Below are 24153 nucleotides of genomic sequence, written 5' to 3' on the forward strand. Positions count from 1 at the left end.
GTCACTTTCGGTAATAACAAAGACACGGAAAGAGGGGTAGGGGAGAAAGTCTTGACACCTAAAATGACCAAGTGATCTGATCACTTTCATGAAACGGCCACTGGTTGCGGTTGTCGCGTTGTCTCTTACGGCAGCGGGTCTCGCTGTCCCCGCCGCGTCCGCGGCGCCGGCGAGCCCGGCGAGCTGTGCCGCGGTGCAGACGAACTGGACCGCGAAGACCACCCCGCACGCCGCGCCCGAGGGGTTGCTGAACTCCTACAGCAACACCGGGAAGGGCTGGACCGGCGCGGACAGCACGTACTCCGTCCCGCTCTCCGGCGGTCGGACGGCGTGGATCTTCTCCGACACTTTCCTCGGCCCGGTGAACGCGGACGGCACCCGTCCCAAGACCGCGCCGTTCGTCAACAACTCCTTCGTCATCCAGCGCGGTACCCAGCTGAGGACGGTCACCGGCGGTACGGCGAGCAACCCCACCGCACTGGTGCCGCCGCCCAGCAACGGCTGGTACTGGTTCGGCGCCGCGCAGACGAGCAAGGCCGGCAAGAACCTCGATGTGGTCGCGCTGCGGTTCGAGAAGACCGGCACCGGTCAGTGGGACTGGCGCTGGGCCAGCAACTACCTGGCCCGGTTCGACAGCAAGACGTTCAAGCTGAAGAGCCTCACCCCGCTCCCGTCCGCTGCGAACGTGCAGTGGTCCGGCTGGCTGCTGCGCGACCGCGGCTACACCTACGTGTACGGCGTGGAGGACCTCGGCGCATCGAAGTACCAGCACGTGGCCCGCGTACGCGGTGACGACCTGTCCGCGAAGCAGTGGGAGTACTGGACGGGCTCCGGCTGGTCCGCCGACGAGGCCGCGTCCGCTCGAGTGACCGACGGTGTCGCCAACGAGCACAGTGTCACTCGCTGGGGCGACGGCTACCTGATGGTCACGCACAACACCAAGGAGCTCTTCAGCAAGAGCGTTCTCGGGTACTTCTCCTGCTCGCCGACCGGCCCGTGGGTGAAGCCGGTGGAGCTGTACCAGACCCCTGAGACCGGCGGGAACATCATCACCTACAACTCACACGAGCACCCGGACCTGCGGCGCGGCAACTCGCTGCTGGTGAGCTACAACGTCAACAGCCTGGTCAGCGACGAGCTGTACGGCGACGTGAGCATCTACCGCCCGCGGTTCATCTCGGTGTCACTGGTCGCGGCCAAGTGAACGCGTCGGGAGGCGTCGTACGCCGGAGTCTGCTGGATGATCTGGCGACGTCCATGCTCACTCTGATCGCGGAGCGGAAGCTGTCGCCCGGTGACCAGTTCGAGGCGGTGCGGTCGCTGGCGGAGCGGTTCAAGGTCGCCGTACCGACGGTCCGGGAGGCACTCCGCCGGCTGGAGGCGACCGGTGCGGTGGAGCTCCGGCACGGCTCCGGTGTGTACGTCGGACCGAACGTCGGCCGGCTTGTACTGGCCAACCCGCTCGCGCTGGAACCCAGTGCGGACCGTCTGGTCGAGCTGCTCCAGGCACGTGCGCTGATCGAGCCACCGGTGGCCGCACTGGCCGCCAAGACGCGCGGCGAGGCGGCGCTGGAACAGATGGCAACGGACCTCGCCACGGCGGCCGAGCTGATCGCATCCGGCGACCACGCGGAGCTGGCCGAGGTGAACATGGACTTCCACCGCTCACTGGCCCTGGCGTCCGGCAACGCGACTCTGGCCGAGGTGGTCGAGTCCGTGACTGTCGTGAACGCCCGGGAACAGCTGGAGATCCTGCACATCCACGGCGACCGCCAGGCAGACCTGGACGAGCACCACGCGATCTACGAGGCGATCCGGTCCGGCGACGCCGACCTGGCCGAGCTACTCACCCGCGAGCACCTGGACGGCGTACTGGCCGTCATCAACGACCGATTTCAGCACCCCTGAGCTGGAAGGACGCAACACATGCAACGCATCTCCAAAGGCAAGGCGTTCACCGCGCTCGCGGTGGTCGGAGCCCTCGCGCTGTCGGCCTGTGGTGGCGGCGCCAAACCCGGCAAGGCCACCGAGGACAAGCCGGTCGACTCGCTGAAGTTCTACAACGACAAGGGTGGCTGGAAGGACGCGTTCACCCAGGTCGGGGCGGCCAGCAAGAAGGACATCGGCGTCGGCATGGAACCGGTCGGGTACTCGGACGCGAACACGTACACCGCGTTCATCCGGTCCTCGTTCCGGACCAAGGAGAAGGCCGACCTGTTCAGCTGGCACACCGGCAAGGAGCTTCAGGATCTGGTGGACCAGAAGCTCGTCGCCGAGACCACCGACCAGTGGACGAAGGCGGTTGCTGACGGCAACGTACCGGAGCAGCTGAAGCAGTACTTCACCTTCGACGGCAAGCAGTACTGCGTACCGCTGAACGCCGGGTACTGGGTGATGTACTACAACAAGGCGGTCTTCAAGAAGGCCGGGATCACCGAGACGCCGAAGAGCTGGGCCGAGCTGACCCAGGTGGCGGACAAGGTGAAGGCGACCGGCGTGAAGCCGTTCTACCAGACCAACATCCTGTTCTCGTTCGTCTGGTTCGAGACGCTGCTGGCCGGCAAGGACCCGGACCTGTACGACCAGCTGGCGGCCGGCAAGGCGAAGTGGACCGACCCGGGCGTGGTCGAGGTGATGAACGAGTGGAAGAAGATGATCGACGCCGGGTACTTCAGTGACCCGGGCGCGAAGACCGAGCCGCAGGCGCAGCTGAAGAACGGCGACGTCGCGATGATCAACTTCGGTACCTGGTTCAGCGGCAACCTGAACACGCTGAAGATGAAGCCCGGCACCGACTACGACTTCTTCGTCATCCCGAACGTCAACCCGGCGCTGCCGAAGACGTCGATGATCTTCGAGACCGGTCCGGTCTGTTCGGCCGCGGCCAGTGACCACGCGTCCACCGTGAAGAAGTGGACCGACTGGTGGCTCACCCCGCAGGCGCAGACCGCCTGGGCGAACTCGCGCGGCGACCTGTCGTTCAACCCGAAGGCGGAGGTCAAGGACCCGGGCCTGTCGAAGCTGAACAAGGACGTCGGCGGTGACGGGTACCGGCTGATCAACCGCTGGTTCGAGGCGACGCCGGTACCGGTCGCGACCAAGGCGCTGGAGGTGTTCGGCGCGTTCGTGACCAAGCCGGGTGACCCGATGCCGGGCCTGCAGAAGATCCAGGCCGAGGCGGACGCGTACTGGGCCAAGCAGAAGTGAGAAACCGAGCAGCAGACCGCACCGGCGCCCGTTTGGCGCCGGTGTTCGGCCTGCCCGCGGCAGCGGTCGTGGCCGTGCTGCTGTACATCCCGTTCCTGTGGACGACGTACATCAGCTTCACCAACTACGACGGGCTCGCCTCACCTGTCTGGGCCGGGCTGGCCAACTACAAGGCGATGTTCAGCGACCCGGACCTGACCGGTGCGCTGCTGAACACCCTGCTGTGGGTGGTCGGTCTGGTCACGCTGCCGGTGGCTCTCGGCCTGCTGGTCGCCGTGCTGACCTACGGACACAAGTGGGGTACGTGGCTGCGGCTGCCGTTCCTGCTGCCGTACGCGATCTCCGGTGTAGCGGTTGGTGTCATCTGGGGCTTCGTACTGCAACCGGATGGTGCACTGGGTCAGGTACTGGGATTCTTCGGGCTACCGGGGGCACATGCCGGCTGGCTGCAGGCAGGTCCTGGCAACACGCTGATGATGATCGTCGCGGTCACCTGGCAGGCAGCCGGAGTGAACGCGTTGCTGTTCGTCGTGGGCCTGCAGTCCATCCCCGGCGAACCGCTGGAAGCCGCACGGCTGGACGGCGCGGAGGGGTTCAGCCTGTTCCGGTACCACCTCTGGCCGCAGCTCCGGCCGATCACCACCGTGGTCATCGGGTTGTCCATCGTGGCAAGTCTCAAGACGTTCGATGTCGTCTGGGTGATGACCCAGGGCGGTCCGGGTACGTCGTCGGAGACGCTGGCGTTGTCGATGTACAAGGAGACGTTCGTGCTGAACGACTACGGTCAGGGCGCGGCGATCGCGCTGTTCCTCAGCGTGGTCACGTTCGCGGCGTCGATCCTCTACCTGCGCTACCAGTTGGGGGACTCGCGTGAGCAAGGTTAAGACAGGCGTACTGCTCGTCCTCGGGCTGATCTGGCTGGCGCCGATCTACCTGCTGCTGGTGAACGCGTCGAAGAGCATCGACGGGTACGACGCCAAGACGGTGTGGAAACCTGGCGGGTTCTCGCTGTTCACCAACTTCGGCGACGCGTGGAACAAGGCCGCGCTCGGCGAAACCCTGGTCGCGACGACGATGTACAGCGTGATCGCTCCGGTGCTCGCGGTGCTGATCGGCGCGGCGGTCGGGTACGCGATCGTCGTACTCCGGCTGAAGCACGGCTTCCTGTGGTTCGTGTTCATCTTCGGTGGCACGATCTTTCCGCTGCAGATGGTGCTGATGCCGCTGTTCACCGGGTACGCCGACACCGGGCTGTACGACACCCGGGTCGGCATGATCATCGTGTACACCGCGATCAGCGTGCCGTTCTCCGCGTTCGTGATGCGCAACTTCTTCACCGGGATCGCGCGCAGTGTGTTCGAGGCGGCGATCGTGGACGGCGGTGGGCTGTTCCGGATCTTCCGCAGCATCTACCTGCCGATGGCGGGCTCCGCGCTGGCCGCGATCTTCATCCTGCAGGCGACGTTCATCTGGAACGACCTGCTGCTCGGCCTGACCTTGAGCCAGTCCGACTCGGTCCGTCCGATCATGCCGGCGCTGACCGGTCTGCAGAGTACGTACGGTGGCGCGGCGCTGCCGACCGTACTGGCCGGTGGACTGCTGGTCTCGCTACCTACCGTGATCCTTTTCCTTGCCGCCCAACGCTTTTTCTCCCGGGGCCTCGCCCTGGGCCAGTTCTGAGAGGACGTGTATGAGTAGCCGCACAGTCGTGGTCACCGGTGGTGCTGCCGGGATCGGACGGGGTGCTGTGGAACGGTTCGTTGCCGCTGGTGACAAGGTGTTCGCGCTGGATCGCGACGCCGACGCGCTGGCCGCCCTGGGCGACCAGGTGACCGGTGTGACCGTGGACGTGGCGGACCGGGCTGCCCTGGCCGCCGCGGCCGAGCAGATCGGGCCGATCGACGCCCTGGTCTGTGCCGCGGGCGTCCAGCGCTACGGAACCGTGGTGGACACACCGAGCGCCGTGTACGACGAGGTGATGGCGGTGAACGTCGGTGGGGTGTTCTTCGCCTGCCAGGCATTCGTACCGAAACTGCCACGAGGCGGGAGCGTTGTAGTAGTGGCATCCGTGCAGGCGTACGCGGCGCAGACCGGCGTCGCGGCGTACTCGATGGGCAAGGGCGCACTGCTCAGCCTCGTACGGGCAATGGCTGTTGACCACGCCGCCGACGGGATTCGCGTCAACGCGGTCTGCCCGGGTTCGGTGGACACGCCGATGTTGCGGACGTCCGCGGCGCAGTTCGCCGGTGACCGTACGACCGACGAGGTGGTCGCGGAGTGGGGCCGGTCGCATCCGCTCGGCCGCGTGGCCACACCGGAAGAAGTTGCCGAGGTCATCCATTTCCTGTCCTCGCCGGCGGCGTCGTTCGTCACCGGTGCTGACGTGAAGGTGGACGGCGGTCTGACCGCCGGCCTGCCTGTAGTACTGCCGGAGGACGCGAAGTGAAGATCGTCGACATCCGCGCCACCACGGTGACGATGCCGTTGGAGGCGCCGCTGCGGCACAGTAACGGGGCGCACTGGGGACGCTTCGTACGGACCGTGGTGGAAGTAGAGGCCGACAACGGGCTGATCGGCCTGGGCGAGATGGGTGGTGGCGGCCAGAGCGCGGAGGCCGCGGTCACGGGCCTGAAGCCGTACCTGCTGGGGCATGACCCGGCTCGTACCGAGGCACTGCGCTGGATGCTCGCCAACCCGACCGCCAGCCTGTACAACAACCGTACGCAGCTGCTGGCCGCGATCGAGTTCGCGTGCCTGGACCTGCAGGGGCGCGAGCTTGGTGTACCGGTGCATGAGCTGCTCGGCGGCAAGGTACGGGACAAGGTGCCGTTCGCGAGCTACCTGTTCTTCCGGCACCCGAACGAGGACGGCACCGGGGAGATCCGGACAGCCGAGCAGTTGGTGGCGCATGCGCGCGAGCTGGTCGATCAGCACGGTTTCAGCGTGCACAAGCTCAAGGGCGGGGTGTTTCCGCCGGACTACGAGCGGGAGTGCTTCCGCGCGCTCGCGGAGGCGTTTCCCGGTCACCGGGTGCGGTTCGACCCGAACGGCGCGTTCAGCGTCGAGGAGGCGATCCGGTTCGCCCGGGGGATCGAGGACCTCGACAACGACTACCTGGAGGACCCGACCTGGGGCCTGAACGGGATGCGCCGGGTCCGCGAGAACACGCCGATCCCGCTCGCTACGAACACCGTGGTGGTGAACTTCGAGCAGCTCGCGGCCAACGTACGCGACCCGGCCGTCGACGTGATCCTGCTGGACACCACGTTCTGGGGCGGTATCCGGCCGTGCATCAAGGCGGCCGGCGTCTGCGAGACGTTCCAGCTGGGCGTCGCGGTGCACTCGTCCGGCGAGCTCGGCATCCAGCTGGCGACGATGCTGCACCTGGGCGCCGTCGTACCGAACCTTTCCTTCGCCGCGGACGCGCACTACCACCACTTGCGCGACGACCTGATCGTCGGCGGCAAGCTGCCGTACGTCGACGGGGCGATCGCGGTACCTGAGGCACCGGGCCTCGGTGTCGAGCTGGATCGCGACAAGCTGGCCGAGTACGCCGAGCTGTTCCGCGAGCTCGGCCCGTACCCGTACGACCGCGACCCGGCCCGCCCGGACTGGTACCCCCTGCTCCCGAACACCGATTGGGCCGATCCGTCATGACCATCCCGACCAGCGCCGACCTGGCCAGCGACGTTCTCACCCATACGTACGACGACATGTTCAACCCGCCCGGGCTGACGAACTTCCTGGGTACGGCGCAGGTCGACCATGACGTGATGGCGATCCGCAGTGTGAACTTCCCGCCGTACTCGCACGGCGACACCATCACCGGTCAGCTGTACGTCGACGGACGGCTCGCCCGCTCGTACGGCGGCACGGTGGAGGTGGTGTGGCGACCGGACTGCGTCATCCGGAGCACGACCGTCGACGGACTGGACCTGCGGACGACCACTGCGTGCGCACCTGGCCGCCCTGCCGTCGTTGTCGAGCTGGAGGTCACTGGCGCACCAGGGCGTACTGTCCAGCTGGGTTTCGCGCTTGAGAGCACCGCGACTCGCTCGGACAGCGGCTGGTTGCGTCCGGAGCCGCCGTCCGAACCGAACACGCTGTCCGCGCAGGGCGAGCGTGTAGTGGGCACAGGTGCTTCCGGGTCCGCTGTCAGCCTGCAGGGCTTGGACGTGGCGGCGACGGTTGACCGGTCGATGCTGGAGACGACAGTCGAGCTGGATGAGTCCGGCAAAGGGCAGTTGTCGTACGTACACGTGCTGTCCGGCTCGCTGGAGGAGGCGACCGAGCACTTCGACGTATGCGTTGCCGACGTACCCGCCGTGATCACCGTGGCCGAGGGCGTGTGGGACATGGCACTCGCCGACGCGTTCGACCCGGACGGTGACGGGTTCAGCGGTTCGCTACCGGTGCTGGAGACCTCCAACGAGGCGCTGCAGAAGCTGTACTGGTGGGGCGTGCTCGGTGTCATCTGGTTCCGCCGGGACAACCCGGCCAGCGTGCTGGGGCGTACGTACGACACGCTGATGCCGCGGTACTGGCAGACGACCACGTTCATCTGGGACTACAGCCTGTCCGCGCTGACCCATGCACTGCTCGACCCGGAGCCGATGCGGAAGCACATCGAGCACTGGATCGACCTGGACATCCACAAGCACTTCGGTACCGAGTGGCTCACCGGTGGACCGGTCGGCTACTGGTACTCGGTCAACGACTTCGCCATGACCCGGCTGGTACGGGACTACGTGCGCTTCACCGGCGATGAGTCGTTCCTGGACACTACGGTCGGCCCGAAGGCGGTCGGCGACCACGTACACGACTGGGCGACCGCGTGGCGCGGTCTGCGTGGTGAGCACGCGCTGGCCGACTACGGCGACATCGACAACTTGCTGGAGTGCGTCAGCAGCTACGTACACGAGGTGGCGAGCTTCAATGCTGCCAACGTGTGGTGCATGCGTGTGGCCGCGGAGCTCGCGGACCGCTCCGGTGACTCGGACCGGGCCGCACAGCTCCGCAAGGAGGCCTCCGAGCAGGCAGGTCATGTCAACGAGCTGTACGTCGAGGGCAAGGGCTTCTGGCATGCAAGGCAACCGGACGGCACGCTCGTACCGGTCCGGCACTGCTACGACTTCAACCTCATCGGTACGACCATTCCGGACGACCTGTCCGAGTCGCAGTGCGCGGAGATGGTGTCGTTCTTCCAGGCCGAGTTGCAGACGCCGACCTGGATGCGCGCACTGTCGCCGTACGACGCCAACGCCGGCTTCAGCGTCCGCCCCGACCACCAGTGGAACGGCGCGTACCCGGCGTGGCCGGCTGACGCGGCGCGTGCACTCTTCGCACTCGGCCGTGGTGACGTGGCACTCGACTGGCTGCCCGGTCTGGCCAAAACCGCCAACCAGGGACCCTGTGGCCAAGCACACTTCGTCGAAGAGGCACAGCCGGCAATGGCCGGTGGTGCACAGAAATCGCCGCCACAGTTCCCGTACCTGATCGACTGGTCCTGCTCGTCGTCCGGCGCCTGGGTCAGCCTCGTACTGGAAGGCATCTTTGGCATCGAGGTAGCCCTGGACGGCACCGTCACCGCGAACCCACAGGTAGCGGCCCTCGACCCCAACGCCCGCCTAACCGGCCTCCGCGTCGGCGACTCCACCTACACCGTCACCGCCACCGGCCTCGCCTGACAAACCCTCCACCCGCGGGGGCATCCCCTCAACTACAGGGTTGCCCCTCGAAATTCGAGGGGGCAACCCTGCGGTTCAGGGGGCGAGTCAACTCGGGTATGCGATGGCCTCAAGTAACGATTCCTCAGCGCCGGCCAGGTGACGACGGAGCTCGGCCACGCACTCGTCCAATTCGCCGCGTTCCAGCAACCGGATGAGCTTGCGGTGCGACGCGACCTGCTGGCGGGCGTCCTGGCGGAGCGCGTCCACCCGGGCGAGCGCCAGCCGGGCCTCGCCGGTGACCGCGTCGGCGGTGGCGATCAGCCGCTCGCTGCCGGTCAGCGCGACCAGGCTGCGGTGGATGGCGAGGTGGGTCTCGGTCATCGCCTCCGGGTCGGCGCCGTCCTTGGCGGTCGCGGCGAACACCCGCATCGCCTCTCGTACCCGTTCCCGGGCGGCCTCATCGGCGTCGAACCAGGCCCGGATACCCGCTGACTCCAGCACCATCCGGGCCCGGCAGATGTCCGCCACCGCGGCCGGGTGCAGGATCGCGACGCTGACGCCCTTGTTCGGCTCCCGGACCGCGAGGCCCTCGGTGACCAGCATGGTCATCGCCTCCCGGATCGTGCTCCGGGCGACCCCGAGCGCCTCGGCCAGCGGCTGCTCACGCAACGGCGTACCAGGCTCCAGGTCACCGGCGAACAGGGCAGCGCGGAGCGCGTCGACCACCCGGTCCACCGTGGTCGAGCGGTCCACCCGCAGCCGTTCGTACATGGGGTGATTCTCGTCCAGACCCGGCCGGATGTCGCGTCCGACCCTCCTCCGGAGGCACCCCGGCGGCCCGGCCTGTGGACAACTCCCGGCATGATGACCCGGTTTTCGGGCAGCATTTTGCCTGGTGGCCGCCCCTCTCCGCGGATCGGCGCGGGGAGCCACCCGAGCGAGCGAGGAGCAGACGTGGCCGACACCAAGGGTCCGCAGATGATCGGTGGCTGCCTGGTGGTCCTCGCGCTGCCGCTGATCGTCGTGATCGTGATGATCCTCGGCATACTCGGCAACTGGAACGCGTCGGCGGCCAGCTGCGAGACCAGCGACGCCGGTGATCAGCCCGCGTTCGCCTGGCCGACGGAGAAGAAGGAAGTCTCCAAGGAGTGGTCCGACAAGGACTCGAACGGGGACAGCCACCCGGGTTACGACTTCGACGTCAAGGAAGGCAGCAAGGTCTTCGCGGCCGGCGACGGCAAGGTCGTCTCGATCGACAACAACGAGATCCAGCTCGAGCACGGCGAAGGCATCCAGACCCGGTACAAGTACCTGAAGTCGATCTCGGTCACCGTCGGTAAGGACGTCAAGCGCGGGGACCAGATCGGTACCTCCGGTTCGCACGACGAGGACTCGCCCGGGATGACCGGCGCCCACCTGCACTTCGAGCTCTGGGTCAAGCAGGACGACGGGAAGCTCGGCCCCGTCAAGGTCCCGGACAACCCGTTCGGCGACGCGAAGCCGGCCAGCTCCGGCTGCGGCTGCGGCAACCAGGACCTCACCGGGGCCAACAACCAGCAGCAGGCGTTCAACTACCTGGTCCAGAACGGCTACAGCAAGGAGCAGGCGGCCGGGATCGTCGGCAACATGATCGCCGAGTCCCAGGTCCAGCCGACCCTGCTGAACGACGGCACCGCGACCGGAACGCTGACCAGCCCGGCCGACGCCGTCAACACCGGTCGCGCCTGGGGGCTCGTGCAGTGGTACCCGGCGAGCAAGATGATCAACGCCGCCCGGAGCGCCAACGTCGACGACAAAACCATCGGTTCGCTGGCGTTCCAGCTCGACTTCGTCCGCAAACAGCTGATCGGCGAAGGACCGCTCCCGGAGAAGGAGGCCGGTGACCAGGTCAAGGCGACCAAGACCCCGGGCGACGCGGCGTACGCCTTCGGGCGGTACTTCGAACGGTTCAGCCTCGATCCGAACGCGGCCGAGTACGACAACCGGCGGGCGAACGCCAAGCGGGTGTTCGACACCTTCGCCGGTTCGGCTCCGGCGAGCGGGTCGGGCGGCGGTGGCGGCTGTGGCGCCGGCAGCGGGAACATCGCCGAGGTCGCGAAGAACCTGGCCTGGCCGCAGGACGGTCACAACGGCGTCGCGGCCAGCATCGCGAAGCCGGAGTACGTGGCGGCAATGGAGAAGTACAACGACGGCTCCAGCGGCATCGACCCGTACAGCGACTGCGGCCGTTTCGTCGCGACCGTGATGCACATGAGCGGCGCGGACCCCGACTATCCGAACGTGTCGACCGATACACAGCGGATCTATCTGGAAAGTTCGGGGAAGTACCTCTCGTGGCACGGGGAGCCGCAGGGCGGCATGCAGCCGGGTGACATCCTGAACGGGCCGGGTCACACCTACCTGTACGTCGGGCCGTGGGGCGACGGCAACGGCTACAACGCGGCGGCTGCTTCGTTGCACGGACATGTGCCGGAGGCGGACCACCTGTACGGCGTCGGCGGACAGTTCACCGTGTACCGGCTGAAGAGCGCGTGGACCCCGTCCAAGCCGAAGTGATGCCCAAGCCGAACTGACGAAGGGACAGGTGCAGCCATGCCGTACGAGAGCCGGCGGCCGTTGATGATCGCCGCCACGGTCGTGGTGGTGCTGGCCGTGCTGATCGGTGGGTTCCTGCTGCTCCGCGGCGGCTCGGACGCCAAGCTCGCCGTGCAGTCGATCCCGAACGACCTGACCCTGACCGTCGACGGTCACCAGGTCGCGGCCAACGGCGACGTGAAGATCAAGCCGGGTACGCACACCGTGGTCGGTGAGCGGCGCGGTTTTCAGAGCTACACGACCACGATCACCGCGCGCAGCGGCGACAACCTGAGCCTCAAGATGTACCTGTACGCGAACAGCTCCGAGGGCCGGGAGTGGGCCAAGAAGAACCCGTCGCAGGAGCTGGAGCTCGAGGCCGAGGCGGGGCGGCAGTTCGACCAGATCCAGGCGCGGCTGAAGCAGAAGTACCCGATCATGGCGCAGCTGCCGTACATCGGGCCGGGCTTCGAGGCCAACTACACGAGCTCGAAGACCGACCCGAAGAACCCGGAGGCGATCTCGGTCACGATCGACGTCTTCGGCCCCAATGGCCGGACCAAGGCCCTGCAGTGGCTTCAGTTCAACGGCTGGGATCCGGCCGGCCTCGACATCATCTGGTCCACCAGCAAGCCCTGAGGTCCTGATTCCGGTGCGGGACCTCAGAGCGGGAGGATCAGTTCACCGCCCTGGGTGGTGACCGGGGCGAGTGGGAAGTCCAGCGGGTTGGTCAGGCATCGGGCCGAGCCGCCACCCTTGTGGAACTCGGTCAGATCCAGCACGACGACGCGCAGGCCGAGGCCGGTGAAGACGTCGTGCAGGCGGTCCGAGCAGGCCGGCATGATGATCGTCTCGCCAACCACCAGCGAGTTCGCGGTGAACGCGAACGCCTCCTCGTCGGTCAGCACGATCGGGTCGGGCACGATCCCGGCCAGCTCGGCCTGGCTCGCGGCGTCGAAGGCCGGCGGGTAGATCATCGCGTGCGTGCTGTCCACCGGGCAGAACGGCAGGTCGAGGTGGTACATCCCCTCGTGCGCGATCCGTAGCCCGCGGACCCGGACGTTCCACTCGGTCGCCAGGTGCTTGAGCGCCTCGGCCTCGGTCCGCGGGCCGTACCCGACGACCAGGCTGTCGCCGAACACGAACGCGTCCCCGGACTCGAAGTGCGGCCCGATCCCGTCACCGCCGGTGCGGTCCAGCGCGAACCCGTGCCCGGTGAACCACTCGGCGGCGCTCAGTGACTCCTTCCGGCGCGGCTCGAACCGCATGTGCGAAAGCATCGCGCGCCCGTCCGCGGCGGCCAGCCCGAGGTTCATCGCGTACACCATGTCCGGCGAGTCCGGGCGCTGGTCGAGCACCTCGACCGAGCCGCCGGCGTCCACGATCGCCTGGCGCAGCGACTCCCACTGCTTGAGTGCCAGCGCCGGGTCCGGCTGGTCCTGGGTGGACATGTACGGGTTGATCACGTAGTCGATCCGGAAGTGGTCCGGGCGGACCATCAGATACCGGCGACCCCACTCCAGCGGCTGACCCATGCGTACCCTCCCTGACCGTTGAGATCGGCTGTCCGATCCCCTGATTGTCCGACAATCAGTCAGTTTGAGGCCAGGGGTATCCGGAGTCAAACCCTGCTCTGGGCCGGGCCGTTGGGTCAGGACTGACCAGGCCGTCCGGTAAGGACTAATCTGCGGGCATGACCCCTGACGACGAGGTTCGGTTCCGCGCGTGCCTGGACGATGTGCCGGCTTACAAGCCGGGCCGTCCGCCCGAGCGGTCCGACGGCCGGCCGACGTACAAGTTGTCCAGCAACGAGAACCCGTACCCGCCGCTGCCCGGCGTGCTGGCCGCCGCCACCGAGGCCGCCGCGCAGATGAACCGATACCCGGACATGGGTGCGGTCGAGTTGCTCGAGGCGCTGTCGGCGCGGTTCGGCGTACCCGTCAGCGATCTCGCGGTCGGGACCGGATCGGTCGCGCTGCTGTACCACCTGCTGCAGGCGACAGTCACCGAAGGTGACGAGGTGGTGTACGCGTGGCGCTCGTTCGAGGCGTACCCGATCGCGGTCCAGCTGACCGGCGCGACCTCCGTCCAGGTGCCGCTGACCGCGGAGGCCCGGCACGACTTCAAGGCAATGGAAGCCGCGATCACGGACCGGACGAAGGTGGTCCTGGTCTGTACGCCGAACAACCCCACCGGCCCGGTCGTCCGCCGGGACGAGCTGATCGCGTTCCTGGCCGCCGTCCCGCCGAACGTGCTGGTCGTGGTGGACGAGGCGTACCGCGAGTTCGTCCGTGAAACCGACGTCGTGGACGGCGTCGAGCTGTACCGCGACCGGCCGAACGTGCTGGTGCTGCGGACCTTCTCGAAGGCGTACGGGCTGGCCGGTTTCCGGGTCGGGTACGCGATCGGGCACCCGCCGGTGGTCGCGGCGATCCGGAAGTGCGCGCTGCCGTTCGGGGTCAGCTACGTCGCGCAGGCGGCGGCGATCGCGTCCCTAGGCGTCGAGGACGAACTGTTCGCACGGGTCGACGCGCTGGTCGAGGAACGGCGGCGGGTCGTCGGCGCGCTGACCGACGCCGGGTGGCAGGTGCCGGAGTCGGAGACCAACTTCGTCTGGCTCGAGCTCGGCGAGGACACGGTGGAGTTCGCGGCGGCGGTCCAGGCGGAGGGCGTGTCGGTGCGCCCGTTCCCCGGCGACGGCGTCCGCGTCACGATCGGCGAACCCGAAGCCAACAACCTGTTCCTCGACGTAGCCCGCAACTGGCGGAAGTAGCCCCCACCAACTCACTTTGAGAAGCCACCGCTCGTTTCCGCGGCCGAAAAGTGCGCGGTGGCTTCTCAAAGTGGGACGGACCGGCCGGTGGTGCGCGGAGGTGGGCGTGGGAGGCTCGGGGGATGGGTACGGTGGTTTGGGTTTCTGGGGGGTCGGCCGGGATCGGGGCGGCGTTGGTGGCGGGGGTGCCGTTTCCGGGGGCGCGGGTGGTGGACATCTCGCGTGGTGGGGGTACGGCGGAGCACTTCCGGGCCGATCTCTCCGCGCCGGCTGACTGGGCCCGGGTAGCTGATCACTTCACCGCCGAGCTGGCCGCGTACGCGGGGGAGCGGGTGATCTTCATCCACAACGCCGGCACGGTGACGCCGATCGGCTCGGCGGCCGGCGCGGATCCGGATGCGTACGCGCGGGCCGTACTGCTCAACTCGGCCGCGCCGCAGGCGCTCGGGGCGGCGTTCCTGCGCGCGTCCGCTCACCTCACGTGCGAGCGGCACCTGATCATGCTGTCGTCCGGTGCGGCGAAGACGGCGTACGCGGGGTGGTCGTCGTACAACGCGGGCAAGGCGGCCGTCGAGCACTGGGTCCGTACGGTCGGCCAGGAACAGCCGGCGGACGGGTGCCGAGTGATCGCCGTCGCGCCAGGTGTGGTCGACACCGCGATGCAGTCGGCGATCCGGGCCACGGACGAGACCGACTTCCCGTCGGTGTCGCGCTTCCACAACCTCAAACGCACCGGCGCGCTGACCACCCCCGAGGCCGCGGCGGCCGGCATCTGGTCCCTCGTCGACCGGGACCTCGCCAACGGCGCGACCGTCGATCTCCGCGATCTCTGACCCGACCACACAAAGAAGTAGGGAGAGGGTCGCGCGCAAAGAAGCGGCGCCGGGAGAGTGAGGCTTTCTCCCGGCGCCGCCGTGTTACTGGTGTTGCTCCGAATCAGTCACCCCACCGAGGTGACTCTTTCGGGTCCTGCATCATCACTGACCAGGGAGGGTCAGTTGTTCTGCTCGGAGTCCTGCTCGCAGGTCTTCAGCGTGTCGACGGAGTTGCCGTCGTTGCCCAGACCGAGGACACCGGACAGGTTGGTCAGCGGGACGTTGCCGCCGATACCGGTCGCGGACAGCTCGTTGTGGCAAGCCTGGAACGGACCGACGTTGTTGCGGGAGACCGACAGAACGCCGTGGCCGTCAGCCTTGTACCACTTGCGGTTGTTCTGCTCGTTGCCCTGCTCACAGGTCTTGACCGCGGTCACCGAGTTGCCGTTGTTGAAGAAGCCGACAACGCCGACCACGTCGTTCGCCGGCACGTTGCCGCCGATGCCGGTGCCGGAGCCGAACAGGTGGCAGGCCTGGAACGGGCCGATGTTGTTGTCGTCGATCGCAACCAGGTCGCCGTTCTTCTTCACGCCGTACCAGCCGTGGTTGCCGCCGTAGGCCTTGCTGGCCGCCGACGCCGCGTCCGCCAGGCCCATGTCCTGAGCCTTCTTCTGGGTGTCGTCGAGAACGTTGGCGCTCACGACGGTGGCCAGACCAAGGGTGGCGACGGTCGCCACTGCCGCGGCCGCGACGATCTTGCGAGTTACCTGCATTATGCCAGGTTTCCTTTCGGGTTTGACGGATTCGTCTTAGTGCTAACGACACCTGGCAGAGCTGGTTACAAACTTTTTGGTGACTTTTTCCGGGCCGGAATCCGCACATAGCCGACCGGTGATGAGTTGCCTGACGGAGCAATCAAACCCGTGCTGACCAGGTAACTTACCAGCAACGGTACGCTCGGTGGAGCGAGCGGAAGTTGAGATGAAATCACCCGTAACCGACCGATCCGTACGTCGTTGAGTCAGCGCGGGTGACGGATACCCGGTGAATCGGAGGATTGTTTCGGTGGGCTCGGTGGCCGCCGAATTGGCAATAGCACGATTCGTCGGAATATGTTGGAACCATTGCCGGAGTTTCGCGCCGTGTTTTTTCGGGGCAGGGCGCGACCGGCGGCCAGACCCGCTGCCGCGCGCATCGGCAGCGGTGGGAGACCCGGGCCCTTCGTGGGTCCGGGTCTTTCCTTTTGCCGGCGACTTCGCGGCGGCTTCCCGGCGACGCTACTGGCCGCGGCGGCGCTCCGACGTGACCACCAGTGCGACCCCGACGATGATCACCGCGCCGCCGAGCAGGATCTGCCAGGTCAGGCTCTCGTTCAGGATCAGCCACCCGAGCAGTACCGCGACCGCCGGGTTCACGTACGCGTACGTCCCGATCAGTGAGATCGGTGCGTTCGCCAAGAGATACGAGTACGCGGTGTACGCCAGCAGCGACCCGAACACCACCAGGTACGCGAGGCCGAACCACCCCGATTGGTCTATTTGGCCGAAGTGCAGTCGTCCCGGTTCGCCGCGGAGTACGCCGAGCAGGATCATCGCCGCGCCGCCGAACAGCATCTCGTACAGCGCCGTCACCAGTGGGTCGCGCGGCAGCCCGAGCCGGGGCGCGAACCGGGAGCCGGTCGCCCAGCAGATCGTGCCGGCCACCAGGATCGCCACCGACAGCGGCTTCGCGCTCGTGTTGCCGCCTGACAACGCCAGCAGCGCGGCGCCGCCGAAGCCGATCAGTACGCCGCCCCAGGTCATCGCCCGCGGCCGCTCGCCGCCGCCGACGCGGAGCAGCATCAGCCACAACGGGATCGCGGCGACCAGGAGAGCGGCCAGGCCGGACGGAACGGTCTGCTCCGCGACCGCCACCGCGCCGTTGCCGAAAGCAAGCAGGAGTACGCCGACGGTAGCCGCGCCGATCGCCTCCCGCCGGGTGATCCGCAGTCGGCGCCACCCGGACTTCAGCGCCAGCCCGGTGGCCAGCAGGATGCCGGCGGTCAGGAACCGGCCGGCCATCCCGAGCATCGGCGGGATGTGCGCCTCCACCACCACCCGGATTGCCAGGTAGGTCGATCCCCAGACGATGTACACGACCACGAGCGCGGTCCAGATCATCGCCCCGGAACCCGCCCGGGAGCCGGGTCCGGCCACTTGGGCCGGTGCGGACGCGGCCATCAGTACCTCCTCGATCGCGTCAGGGGTGTCTTGCACGAACGATGCTTACATTAGGTCCCGCTCGATCCAGGGCGCAAGACCAGGCCGATCGAGACCCATTTGTGACACATCTCGTCGATGTGCTGGATTTGTGTCACACGAGCGCGATGATGGGACCAGTGGATGGACTGGTGTCTCATGCTGAGACCGGTTTCGGTACCCGCGTACCCACCAAAGTCCTGACAGTTAGCGGATCAGGCACCTGGTATGTACGGTGTCCGGCAAGATGGGAGTGAGACCAGTGAGGGGTCCACTGCCAGCAGTGCATCAACCCCTGGATCCACGAGGACCTGCCTGCATAAGCCTGACCCGGCTGAAGGGCCGGCCCCCGTGCAACGTTGCGGTCGCGGCGATCCCGCGCTCGAACCCGAGGAGTGCATGTGAGTGAGACGGTGCCGGGCCCTGCCCCGGAAGTGTTCGCGCCACACAAGGCGCCGGTCAGTCCGCCCCAGGCCTCCGAGGAGGTCGAGTTCGTCCAGCTGCTGACGCCCGAAGGCGAGCGCGTCGAGCACCCGGACTACACGTTCGACCTGGACGACGAGGCGATCAAGGGCTTCTACCGGGACATGGTCCTGGTCCGCCGGATCGACGCCGAGGCGACCGCCCTGCAACGCCAGGGTGAGCTCGGCCTGTGGGCGTCGCTGCTCGGTCAGGAGGCCGCGCAGATCGGCTCCGGCCGGGCGCTGAACCGCAAGGACATGGTCTTCCCGACGTACCGGGAACACGGCGTCGCGTGGTGCCAGGGGGTCAACCCGCTGAACCTGCTCGGCCTGTTCCGCGGCGTCGACCAGGGCGCCTGGGACCCGAAGGACAACAACTTCCACCTGTACACGATCGTGATCGGCGCCCAGACGCTGCACGCGACCGGGTACGCGATGGGTCAGCAGCGCGACCACGCGATCGGCGACGCCGAGAGCGGCGAGGCCACGATCGCGTACTTCGGCGACGGCGCCAGCAGCCAGGGCGACGTGAACGAGGCGTTCATCTGGGCCTCGGTGTTCAACGCGCCGGTGGTGTTCTTCTGCCAGAACAACCAGTGGGCGATCTCGGAGCCGATCGACCGGCAGACCCGGATCCCGCTGTACCAGCGCGCGGCCGGCTTCGGCTTCCCGGGCGTACGCGTCGACGGCAACGACGTGCTCGCGACGTACGCCGTCACCCAGCAGGCACTGAAGCGCGCTCGCGAGGGCAGCGGGCCGTCGCTGATCGAGGCGTACACGTACCGGATGGGCGCGCACACCACCTCCGACGACCCGACCAAGTACCGGCTGAACGAGGACCTGGAGCACTGGAAGCTCAAGGACCCGATCGAGCGCGTACACGCGTACCTGACCCGGCATGCGGGCGTCGACCACGACTACTTCGAGGAGCTCGACGCCGAGGCGGACAAGATCGCCGCCGAGCTGCGGGCCGGCTGCCTGGGGCTGCCGGACCCGGTGCTGACCGACTTCTTCCAGAACGTCTACGTCGATGAGACGCCGCAACTGGCCGAACAGCGCGCGCAGTTCGCCGCCTACGCCGCGTCGTTCGAAGGCGAGGGCTGAGCGATGACGAAGATCACTCTCGGCAAGGCCATCAACGCCGGCCTGCGGGCCGCGATGGAGAACGACCCGAAGGTGCTCGTGATGGGCGAGGACATCGGCAAGCTCGGCGGTGTCTTCCGGGTCACCGAAGGGCTGCAGAAGGACTTCGGCGAGGACCGGGTGATCGACACCCCGCTGGCCGAGTCCGGCATCATCGGCACCGCGGTCGGCCTCGCGCTGCGCGGGTACCGGCCGGTGTGCGAGATCCAGTTCGACGGGTTCGTGTTCCCGGCGTACGACCAGATCATCAGCCAGGTCGCGAAGATGCACTACCGGTCGATGGGCCGGCTCCGGATGCCGATCGTCATCCGGATTCCGTACGGCGGCGGGATCGGCGCGGTCGAGCATCACTCCGAGTCGCCGGAGACGCTGTTCGCGCACGTCGCCGGGCTCAAGGTGGTCTCCTGCGGCGACCCGGTGGACGCGTACTGGATGATCCAGCAGGCGATCTCCTCAGACGATCCGGTGATCTTCTTCGAGCCCAAGCGGCGGTACCACGAGAAGGCCGAGCTGGACGAGGCCACGCCGCCGGCGCGGCCGCTGCACCAGGCGAAGGTCGTGCGCGAAGGCACCGATGCGACGCTGTTCTGTTACGGCCCGATGGTGAAGACCTGCCTGCAGGCCGCCGAAGCAGCGGTCGAGGACGGACGGAACCTGGAGGTCGTGGACCTGCGGACGATCTCGCCGCTGGACCTGGCGACGATCTTCGCGTCGGTGAAGAAGACGCGGCGGGCGCTGGTCGTACACGAGGCGCCGCTGTCGCTCGGTACCGGATCGGAGATCGCGGCGCGGGTGACCGAGGAGTGCTTCTACCACCTCGAGGCGCCGGTGCTGCGGGTGACCGGGTACGACACTCCGTACCCGCCGTCGCGGATGGAGGACGACTACCTTCCGGACCTGGACCGGGTACTGGACGGCGTCGACCGGGTGATGGGGTACTGATGGGCGTGCAGCAGTTCCGGCTCCCCGACGTCGGGGAGGGCCTGGTCGAGGCCGAGATCGTCAGCTGGAAGGTCAAGCCCGGCGACACGGTGAAGCTCAACGACACCGTGGTCGAGATCGAAACCGCGAAGTCGCTGGTCGAGCTTCCGGTGCCGTTCGCGGGCGTGATCACCGAGCTGTTGGTGCCGGAGGGCGAGACGGTTCCGGTCGGTACGCCGATCATCTCCGTGCAGACCGACTCGGCCGGCGCGGAACCACCCGCCGACGACATGGTCCCCACCATCCCCGAACCCGACAACGGCGGCCGCACCGCCGTCCTGGTCGGCTACGGCCCCAAAACCACGGAAGCCAAACGCCGCCCCCGCAAACCGGCTGATGCGGTTCCGGTTTCGGTAGCCGCGGCGCCGGCGGTAGTACCGGAGGTTGTTGTTGCTAAGAGCAACGAACCGGCCGGTTCCGCGCGGGTGCTGGCGAAGCCGCCGGTGCGGAAGTTGGCTAAGGATCTGGGGATTGATCTTGGGGTGGTGACCGCGACCGGGCCGGGTGGGGTGATCACCCGCGCGGACGTCGAGTCACATGTGACGGCTCCGGCCGAAGCGGCTCCTGCGTACGAGGCGGCGCCGGTGGTGAGTGGGCTGGGTGACACTCGGGTGCCGGTCAAGGGTGTGCAGAAGGTGATGGCGCAGGCGATGGTTGCCAGTGCGTTCAGCGCGCCGCATGTGACCGAGTGGATCACCGTCGACGTCAGCGCCACCATGGAGCTGGTCGAGCGGTTGAAGAACGACAAGGCGTTCCGCGACCTGCGCGTTTCGCCGTTGCTGATCGTCGCGAAGGCGGTCACGCTGGCGGCGCGGCGTACGCCGATCGTGAACGCGGCCTGGGACGAACAGGCGCAGGAGATCGTGTACAAGGGCGCGGTGAACCTCGGTATCGCCGCGGCCACCCCGCGCGGACTGATCGTCCCGAACATCAAGGGCGCCGACTCGCGCACCCTGCCGGATCTGTGCCGCGCGCTGAACGAGCTGGTCGCGACCGCCCGCGAAGGCAAGACCCAGCCGGCCGATCAGGCGGGTGGTTCGTTCACGATCACCAACGTCGGCGTCTTCGGCGTCGACGCGGGTACGCCGATCATCAACCCGGGTGAGGCCGCGATCCTCGCGTTCGGCGCGGTCCGGAAGCAGCCGTGGGTGGTGGACGACGAGATCGTTCCGCGCTGGATCACCACGCTGGCGCTGTCCTTCGACCACCGCCTGATCGACGGCGAGAAGGGCTCCACGTTCCTCGCCGACGTCGCGAGCATCCTCGAGGATCCCGCCCGCGCCCTGATGTTCTGAGGCACCCTGAGGTTCTGAGCACACCAGCCGAAGGCCGGGGGCACCGCCCCCGGCCTTCGGGTTTTCACACCGCCTGGTGAGAAGGTGTTGGGGTGCTCGTCATCTTTGTGGTGCTCGGGGCGGCGGTTCTGCATGCGACGTGGAACGCGATGGCGCACGGGGCACCGGACCGGGTCGCCGGGCTGGCGTTGTTCGAGCTGTCGGCCGGCGTGATCGGCCTGATCGCAGTGCTCTTCATGGGGCTGCCACCAGCCGGTACGTGGTGGTACATCATCGCGTCGGCGATACTGCATGTCGCGTACCTGGGCGGGCTGCTCGCCTCGTACCAGCTGGGTCAGTTCAGCCAGATGTACCCGCTGGCACGCGGTACGTCGCCGTGGGTGGTCGCCGTGGTGTCGATCGTGATCCTGAACCAGCAGTTGGCGCTGATCGAGCTGGCCGGCGTACTGCTGATCTCCGGTGGGCTGATCGGTCTCGTCTTCATCGGCCGCCCTGGACGCCGTCAGGCGCCGGCGTTGCTCGCGGCATTCGGTACCGGGCTGATGATCGCTTCGTACACCGTGGTCGACGGCGTGGCGGTGCACAAGATGCCGGTCGCGACGTACATGGGCTGGGTCTTCATGCTCCAGGGATTCGCGGTCCCGATCGCGGTGCTGTGCTGGCGCGGACCGCGATCGTTCAACCTGCCGCGCCCGGCGATCCTCTCCGGCCTGGCCGGCGGCGTCGTGTCGATGGCGGCCTACGGTCTCGTGCTCTGGGCCCAGACCCGCGGCACGCTCGCCGCCATCGCCGCCCTGCGTGAAACCAGCATCATCTTCGGCGCGATCATCGGCGCCCTGTTCTTCCACGAACGCTTCGGCCCCAAACGCGCCGCCGCCGCGCTCGTCGTGGTCGCCGGCATAGTCCTGATCACCCTGGGCTGAAGCAGTACCGCGCCGACCCGGACTGCTTGGCATCGCCGAGCAGCAGGTTGTATCGCCGATCGCCACAGGTCCATTTGGGTGGTTAACCCGCAGGTGTGCCCCTTCACAAGCTGCATCCCACCCGTGAACGGGCAGACCCGCGGGTTAACCACCCAAATGGCGCCGGGCCGGCCGGATGTGCTGCTGACGGGATTGGTGCGGGTTGGATTGCTCACGGGCAGTGGGATTGCGCGCGTCGCGCGGCAAGCGCGAGCTGTGCGGCGATAGCCCGGAAGGGACGCACCGGCGCTGAGCCGGGGTGGGCGGGAGCACGCGGAGCGGGCGCGGGAGGAGCGGAGCGACGGAGTGCCCGTGGAGCATGCGTGGGGGCGTACGCGCGGGTGATGCGGAGCGACGGAGTGCCCGTGGAGCATGCGTGGGGGCGTACGCGCGGGTGATGTGGTTGAGGGGGACGAGTGGAGGCCCGGGCGGCGGACCCCCACTCGGTCTGGGGTATTCGGTGTTGGGGGTCAGCGCTGGACGGCGTCCAGCGCGTCGGCGATGCCTTCGCCGAAGAAGGAGTTGTTGGCGGTGCTGCCGGTGCAGCGGGCGTCGGGCGTGGTCGGGCAGGCGGTGTCGTCGGCCTCGCGCTGCAGGGCGCGCTCCAGCTCACGCGGGCCCCACCACGGGTGCGTGGACTTCATCAGGGCGGCGATGCCGGTGACGTGCGGTGACGCCATCGAGGTGCCGCTCATCAGGCCGTACCGGCCGCCGGGGAGCGTGGAGAGGATCGAGCTGCCGGGAGCGGCGACGTCGATCTTGTGCAGGCCGAAGTTGGAGAAGCTGCTCTTCGCGACGGCGCGCGTGGTGCTGGCGACGGTGATCACGCCGGGGAGCTCGGTCGGCATGTCGAGGCAGTCGTTGTTGATCGTCCGCGGCACCGCGGTGGAGTCGTTCGGGCTGTTGTTGTCGGTGGTCTTGTTGGCCAGGTCGTAGTTCGAGTTGCCGGCCGCCGCGACCGAGAGCGTGCCCTGGTCGGTGGCCCAGGCGTACGCCCGGCGCACCGCTTCCTGCACCGCGCCCTGGTCGCCGTTGTCCTTGCACCAGAACTCGAACGGGTCGATGAAGTAACTGTGGTTCGTCACCGCCATCTTGTGCTCGGCCGCCCACACGATCCCGCAGATCGAGTACTCCGGGTAGATGAAGCCGGCGTCGTTCACGACCTTCACCGACGCGATGCGTACGCCGGGCGCGACGCCGACGATGCCGACCCCGTTGCGCGCGGCGGCGACCGTACCGGCGACGTGCGTACCGTGCGAGCTGGTCGTTGGCCGCCACGCACCGGCAGTCGTGTCCGGTACGCCGTTGTTCACGCAGCTGACCGAGTCGCGGGCGTCGAAGTTCGGCGCGAGGTCCGGATGGGTGTCGTCGACACCGCTGTCGTTGATGCCGACCAGGACGTTCCGGGAGCCGTCGGTCACCTGATGTGCCTGGTCAGCCTTGATCTGGACCATGTCCCACTGCTCGCCCTCGCGCGGGTCCAGCACCGGGGTGGCCTGGGTGTCATCGGTCGCGCCGGCCGTGTTCAGGCCGCCGGCGCCTTCGCTGACCGCGGCGGTCCGGGTGGCGCCGACCGACTGCACCTCGCGGCCGTTCTTCCCGGCGCGGACCTCGGTACGGAAGGCCGGGTTCGTCGACTGGGCGATGATCACGCCGAACTGTTTGTACGACGTGAGGACGGTGCCGCCGGCGTCGCGGACCGCGTCCTCGGCCTTGCGGACGTGGCCGGGGGTCGCCTTCGCGTTGACCACGTAGTTCATCAGTGGGCCCGCGGCCGGCTCGGCGGCCGGCCCGGCGTGCGCGCTGGTCGCGGCGCCGAGGGACATGCTCACGAGCGCGGCGGCGGAGAGGCCTGCCGCCAGCCGGCGGGGACGGGAGAATCGGGACACGCTGCCTCCTCAGGGGCTGGGCCGGGGCGGACGGGCCCGGGCCGGTAACCGGAGACTCTAGAACCGATTCCGGAGCGCTGGAGTTCTTTGTCCACAACGCAGGGGAAACCCTGCGTTTGTCACTACCTAGCGTCCGGCAGCTCACGC

The 24153-nt window shown here is 67.8% G+C and carries 21 protein-coding genes; 16 read left to right on the forward strand and 5 right to left on the reverse strand.

The annotated features are described in order from the left end of the window. Positions 1–88: 88 nt before the first annotated feature. From HDA44_RS27280 to HDA44_RS27315, 8 genes are read left to right on the forward strand one after another with little or no spacing between them, the layout of a single operon-like run. Positions 89–1204, forward strand: a complete 1116-nt coding sequence (locus tag HDA44_RS27280; protein ID WP_184839180.1) for a DUF4185 domain-containing protein — start codon at positions 89–91, stop codon at positions 1202–1204. Continuing rightward, positions 1201–1908 carry a FadR/GntR family transcriptional regulator gene (locus HDA44_RS27285; protein WP_337906473.1) on the forward strand — a complete coding sequence of 236 codons (708 nt, stop codon included), beginning with the start codon at positions 1201–1203 and terminating at the stop codon, positions 1906–1908. Before HDA44_RS27280 ends, HDA44_RS27285 begins: the two co-directional genes overlap by 4 nt. Positions 1909–1926: 18 nt before the next feature. Beyond that, complete coding sequence (locus tag HDA44_RS27290; RefSeq protein ID WP_184839182.1) at positions 1927–3207, forward strand: ABC transporter substrate-binding protein; 1281 nt, start codon at positions 1927–1929, stop codon at positions 3205–3207. Further along, positions 3204–4091: a carbohydrate ABC transporter permease gene (locus HDA44_RS27295; RefSeq protein ID WP_319038714.1), complete on the forward strand. Its 888-nt coding sequence runs from the start codon at positions 3204–3206 to the stop codon at positions 4089–4091. Before HDA44_RS27290 ends, HDA44_RS27295 begins: the two co-directional genes overlap by 4 nt. Further along, positions 4078–4887, forward strand: a complete 810-nt coding sequence (locus HDA44_RS27300) for an ABC transporter permease subunit (RefSeq protein ID WP_184839184.1) — start codon at positions 4078–4080, stop codon at positions 4885–4887. Before HDA44_RS27295 ends, HDA44_RS27300 begins: the two co-directional genes overlap by 14 nt. 10 nt (positions 4888–4897) lie before the next feature. Then, positions 4898–5653 (forward strand): SDR family NAD(P)-dependent oxidoreductase, encoded by a 756-nt coding sequence (locus HDA44_RS27305; protein ID WP_184839186.1) that lies wholly within the window; start codon positions 4898–4900, stop codon positions 5651–5653. Then, the gene (locus tag HDA44_RS27310; protein WP_184839188.1) at positions 5650–6864 is read left to right on the forward strand and encodes an enolase C-terminal domain-like protein; all 1215 of its coding nucleotides are present in this window, start codon (positions 5650–5652) and stop codon (positions 6862–6864) included. Before HDA44_RS27305 ends, HDA44_RS27310 begins: the two co-directional genes overlap by 4 nt. Next, on the forward strand, positions 6861–8894 hold the full coding sequence (locus HDA44_RS27315; protein WP_184839189.1) for a glucosidase family protein: 2034 nt from the start codon (positions 6861–6863) through the stop codon (positions 8892–8894). The genes HDA44_RS27310 and HDA44_RS27315 overlap by 4 nt, the downstream gene beginning before the upstream one ends. 87 nt (positions 8895–8981) lie before the next feature. On the opposite strand, the gene HDA44_RS27320 is transcribed toward HDA44_RS27315, so the two are convergent. Further along, positions 8982–9647 carry a GntR family transcriptional regulator gene (locus HDA44_RS27320; RefSeq protein ID WP_184839191.1) on the reverse strand — a complete coding sequence of 222 codons (666 nt, stop codon included), beginning with the start codon at positions 9645–9647 and terminating at the stop codon, positions 8982–8984. A 183-nt stretch (positions 9648–9830) separates the two neighbouring features. Between HDA44_RS27320 and HDA44_RS27325 the strand changes: the two genes are divergently transcribed. Together HDA44_RS27325 and HDA44_RS27330 are read left to right on the forward strand one after the other, a co-directional pair. After that, positions 9831–11432, forward strand: coding sequence for a phage tail tip lysozyme (locus HDA44_RS27325; RefSeq protein ID WP_337906475.1), 1602 nt, complete (start codon positions 9831–9833; stop codon positions 11430–11432). Positions 11433–11468: 36 nt separating this feature from the next. Next, a complete protein-coding gene (locus HDA44_RS27330; protein WP_184839193.1) occupies positions 11469–12089 on the forward strand; it encodes a PEGA domain-containing protein in 621 nt (206 codons plus the stop codon). A gap of 23 nt (positions 12090–12112) precedes the next feature. Here HDA44_RS27330 and HDA44_RS27335 read toward each other — a convergent pair whose 3' ends face one another. Continuing rightward, positions 12113–12985, reverse strand: coding sequence for a dimethylarginine dimethylaminohydrolase family protein (locus tag HDA44_RS27335; RefSeq protein WP_184839195.1), 873 nt, complete (start codon positions 12983–12985; stop codon positions 12113–12115). 158 nt (positions 12986–13143) lie between these two features. Between HDA44_RS27335 and hisC the strand changes: the two genes are divergently transcribed. Both hisC and HDA44_RS27345 read left to right on the forward strand, forming a co-directional pair. After that, positions 13144–14223, forward strand: a complete 1080-nt coding sequence (hisC, locus tag HDA44_RS27340; RefSeq protein ID WP_184839197.1) for a histidinol-phosphate transaminase — start codon at positions 13144–13146, stop codon at positions 14221–14223. 122 nt (positions 14224–14345) lie between these two features. Beyond that, positions 14346–15056: an SDR family NAD(P)-dependent oxidoreductase gene (locus HDA44_RS27345; RefSeq protein ID WP_184839199.1), complete on the forward strand. Its 711-nt coding sequence runs from the start codon at positions 14346–14348 to the stop codon at positions 15054–15056. Positions 15057–15217: 161 nt separating this feature from the next. Here the strand turns inward: HDA44_RS27345 and HDA44_RS27350 are convergent, their stop codons facing one another. Further along, positions 15218–15811: a hypothetical protein gene (locus HDA44_RS27350; RefSeq protein ID WP_184839201.1), complete on the reverse strand. Its 594-nt coding sequence runs from the start codon at positions 15809–15811 to the stop codon at positions 15218–15220. Between the two features lie 504 nt (positions 15812–16315). Then, a complete protein-coding gene (locus tag HDA44_RS27355; RefSeq protein ID WP_319038707.1) occupies positions 16316–17293 on the reverse strand; it encodes an EamA family transporter in 978 nt (325 codons plus the stop codon). A gap of 383 nt (positions 17294–17676) precedes the next feature. Here HDA44_RS27355 and pdhA point away from each other — a divergent pair, with 383 nt between their 5' ends. The 4 genes from pdhA to HDA44_RS37595 all read left to right on the forward strand — a co-directional run bounded on the left by pdhA (position 17677) and on the right by HDA44_RS37595 (position 22078). After that, positions 17677–18840, forward strand: coding sequence for a pyruvate dehydrogenase (acetyl-transferring) E1 component subunit alpha (pdhA, locus tag HDA44_RS27360; RefSeq protein WP_184839202.1), 1164 nt, complete (start codon positions 17677–17679; stop codon positions 18838–18840). A 3-nt stretch (positions 18841–18843) separates the two neighbouring features. Next, positions 18844–19821 (forward strand): alpha-ketoacid dehydrogenase subunit beta, encoded by a 978-nt coding sequence (locus HDA44_RS27365; protein WP_184839204.1) that lies wholly within the window; start codon positions 18844–18846, stop codon positions 19819–19821. Continuing rightward, entirely contained in the window at positions 19821–21155 is a 1335-nt protein-coding gene (locus HDA44_RS27370; RefSeq protein WP_184839206.1) for a dihydrolipoamide acetyltransferase family protein, read from the forward strand. Before HDA44_RS27365 ends, HDA44_RS27370 begins: the two co-directional genes overlap by 1 nt. A gap of 92 nt (positions 21156–21247) precedes the next feature. Further along, on the forward strand, positions 21248–22078 hold the full coding sequence (locus HDA44_RS37595) for an EamA family transporter (protein ID WP_202887598.1): 831 nt from the start codon (positions 21248–21250) through the stop codon (positions 22076–22078). 509 nt (positions 22079–22587) lie between these two features. Here the strand turns inward: HDA44_RS37595 and HDA44_RS27380 are convergent. After that, positions 22588–24006 carry a S8 family serine peptidase gene (locus HDA44_RS27380; protein WP_184839208.1) on the reverse strand — a complete coding sequence of 473 codons (1419 nt, stop codon included), beginning with the start codon at positions 24004–24006 and terminating at the stop codon, positions 22588–22590. Positions 24007–24153: the final 147 nt, after the last annotated feature.

It is taken from the genome of Kribbella solani (assembly GCF_014205295.1).
GTDB lineage: Bacteria > Actinomycetota > Actinomycetes > Propionibacteriales > Kribbellaceae > Kribbella > Kribbella solani.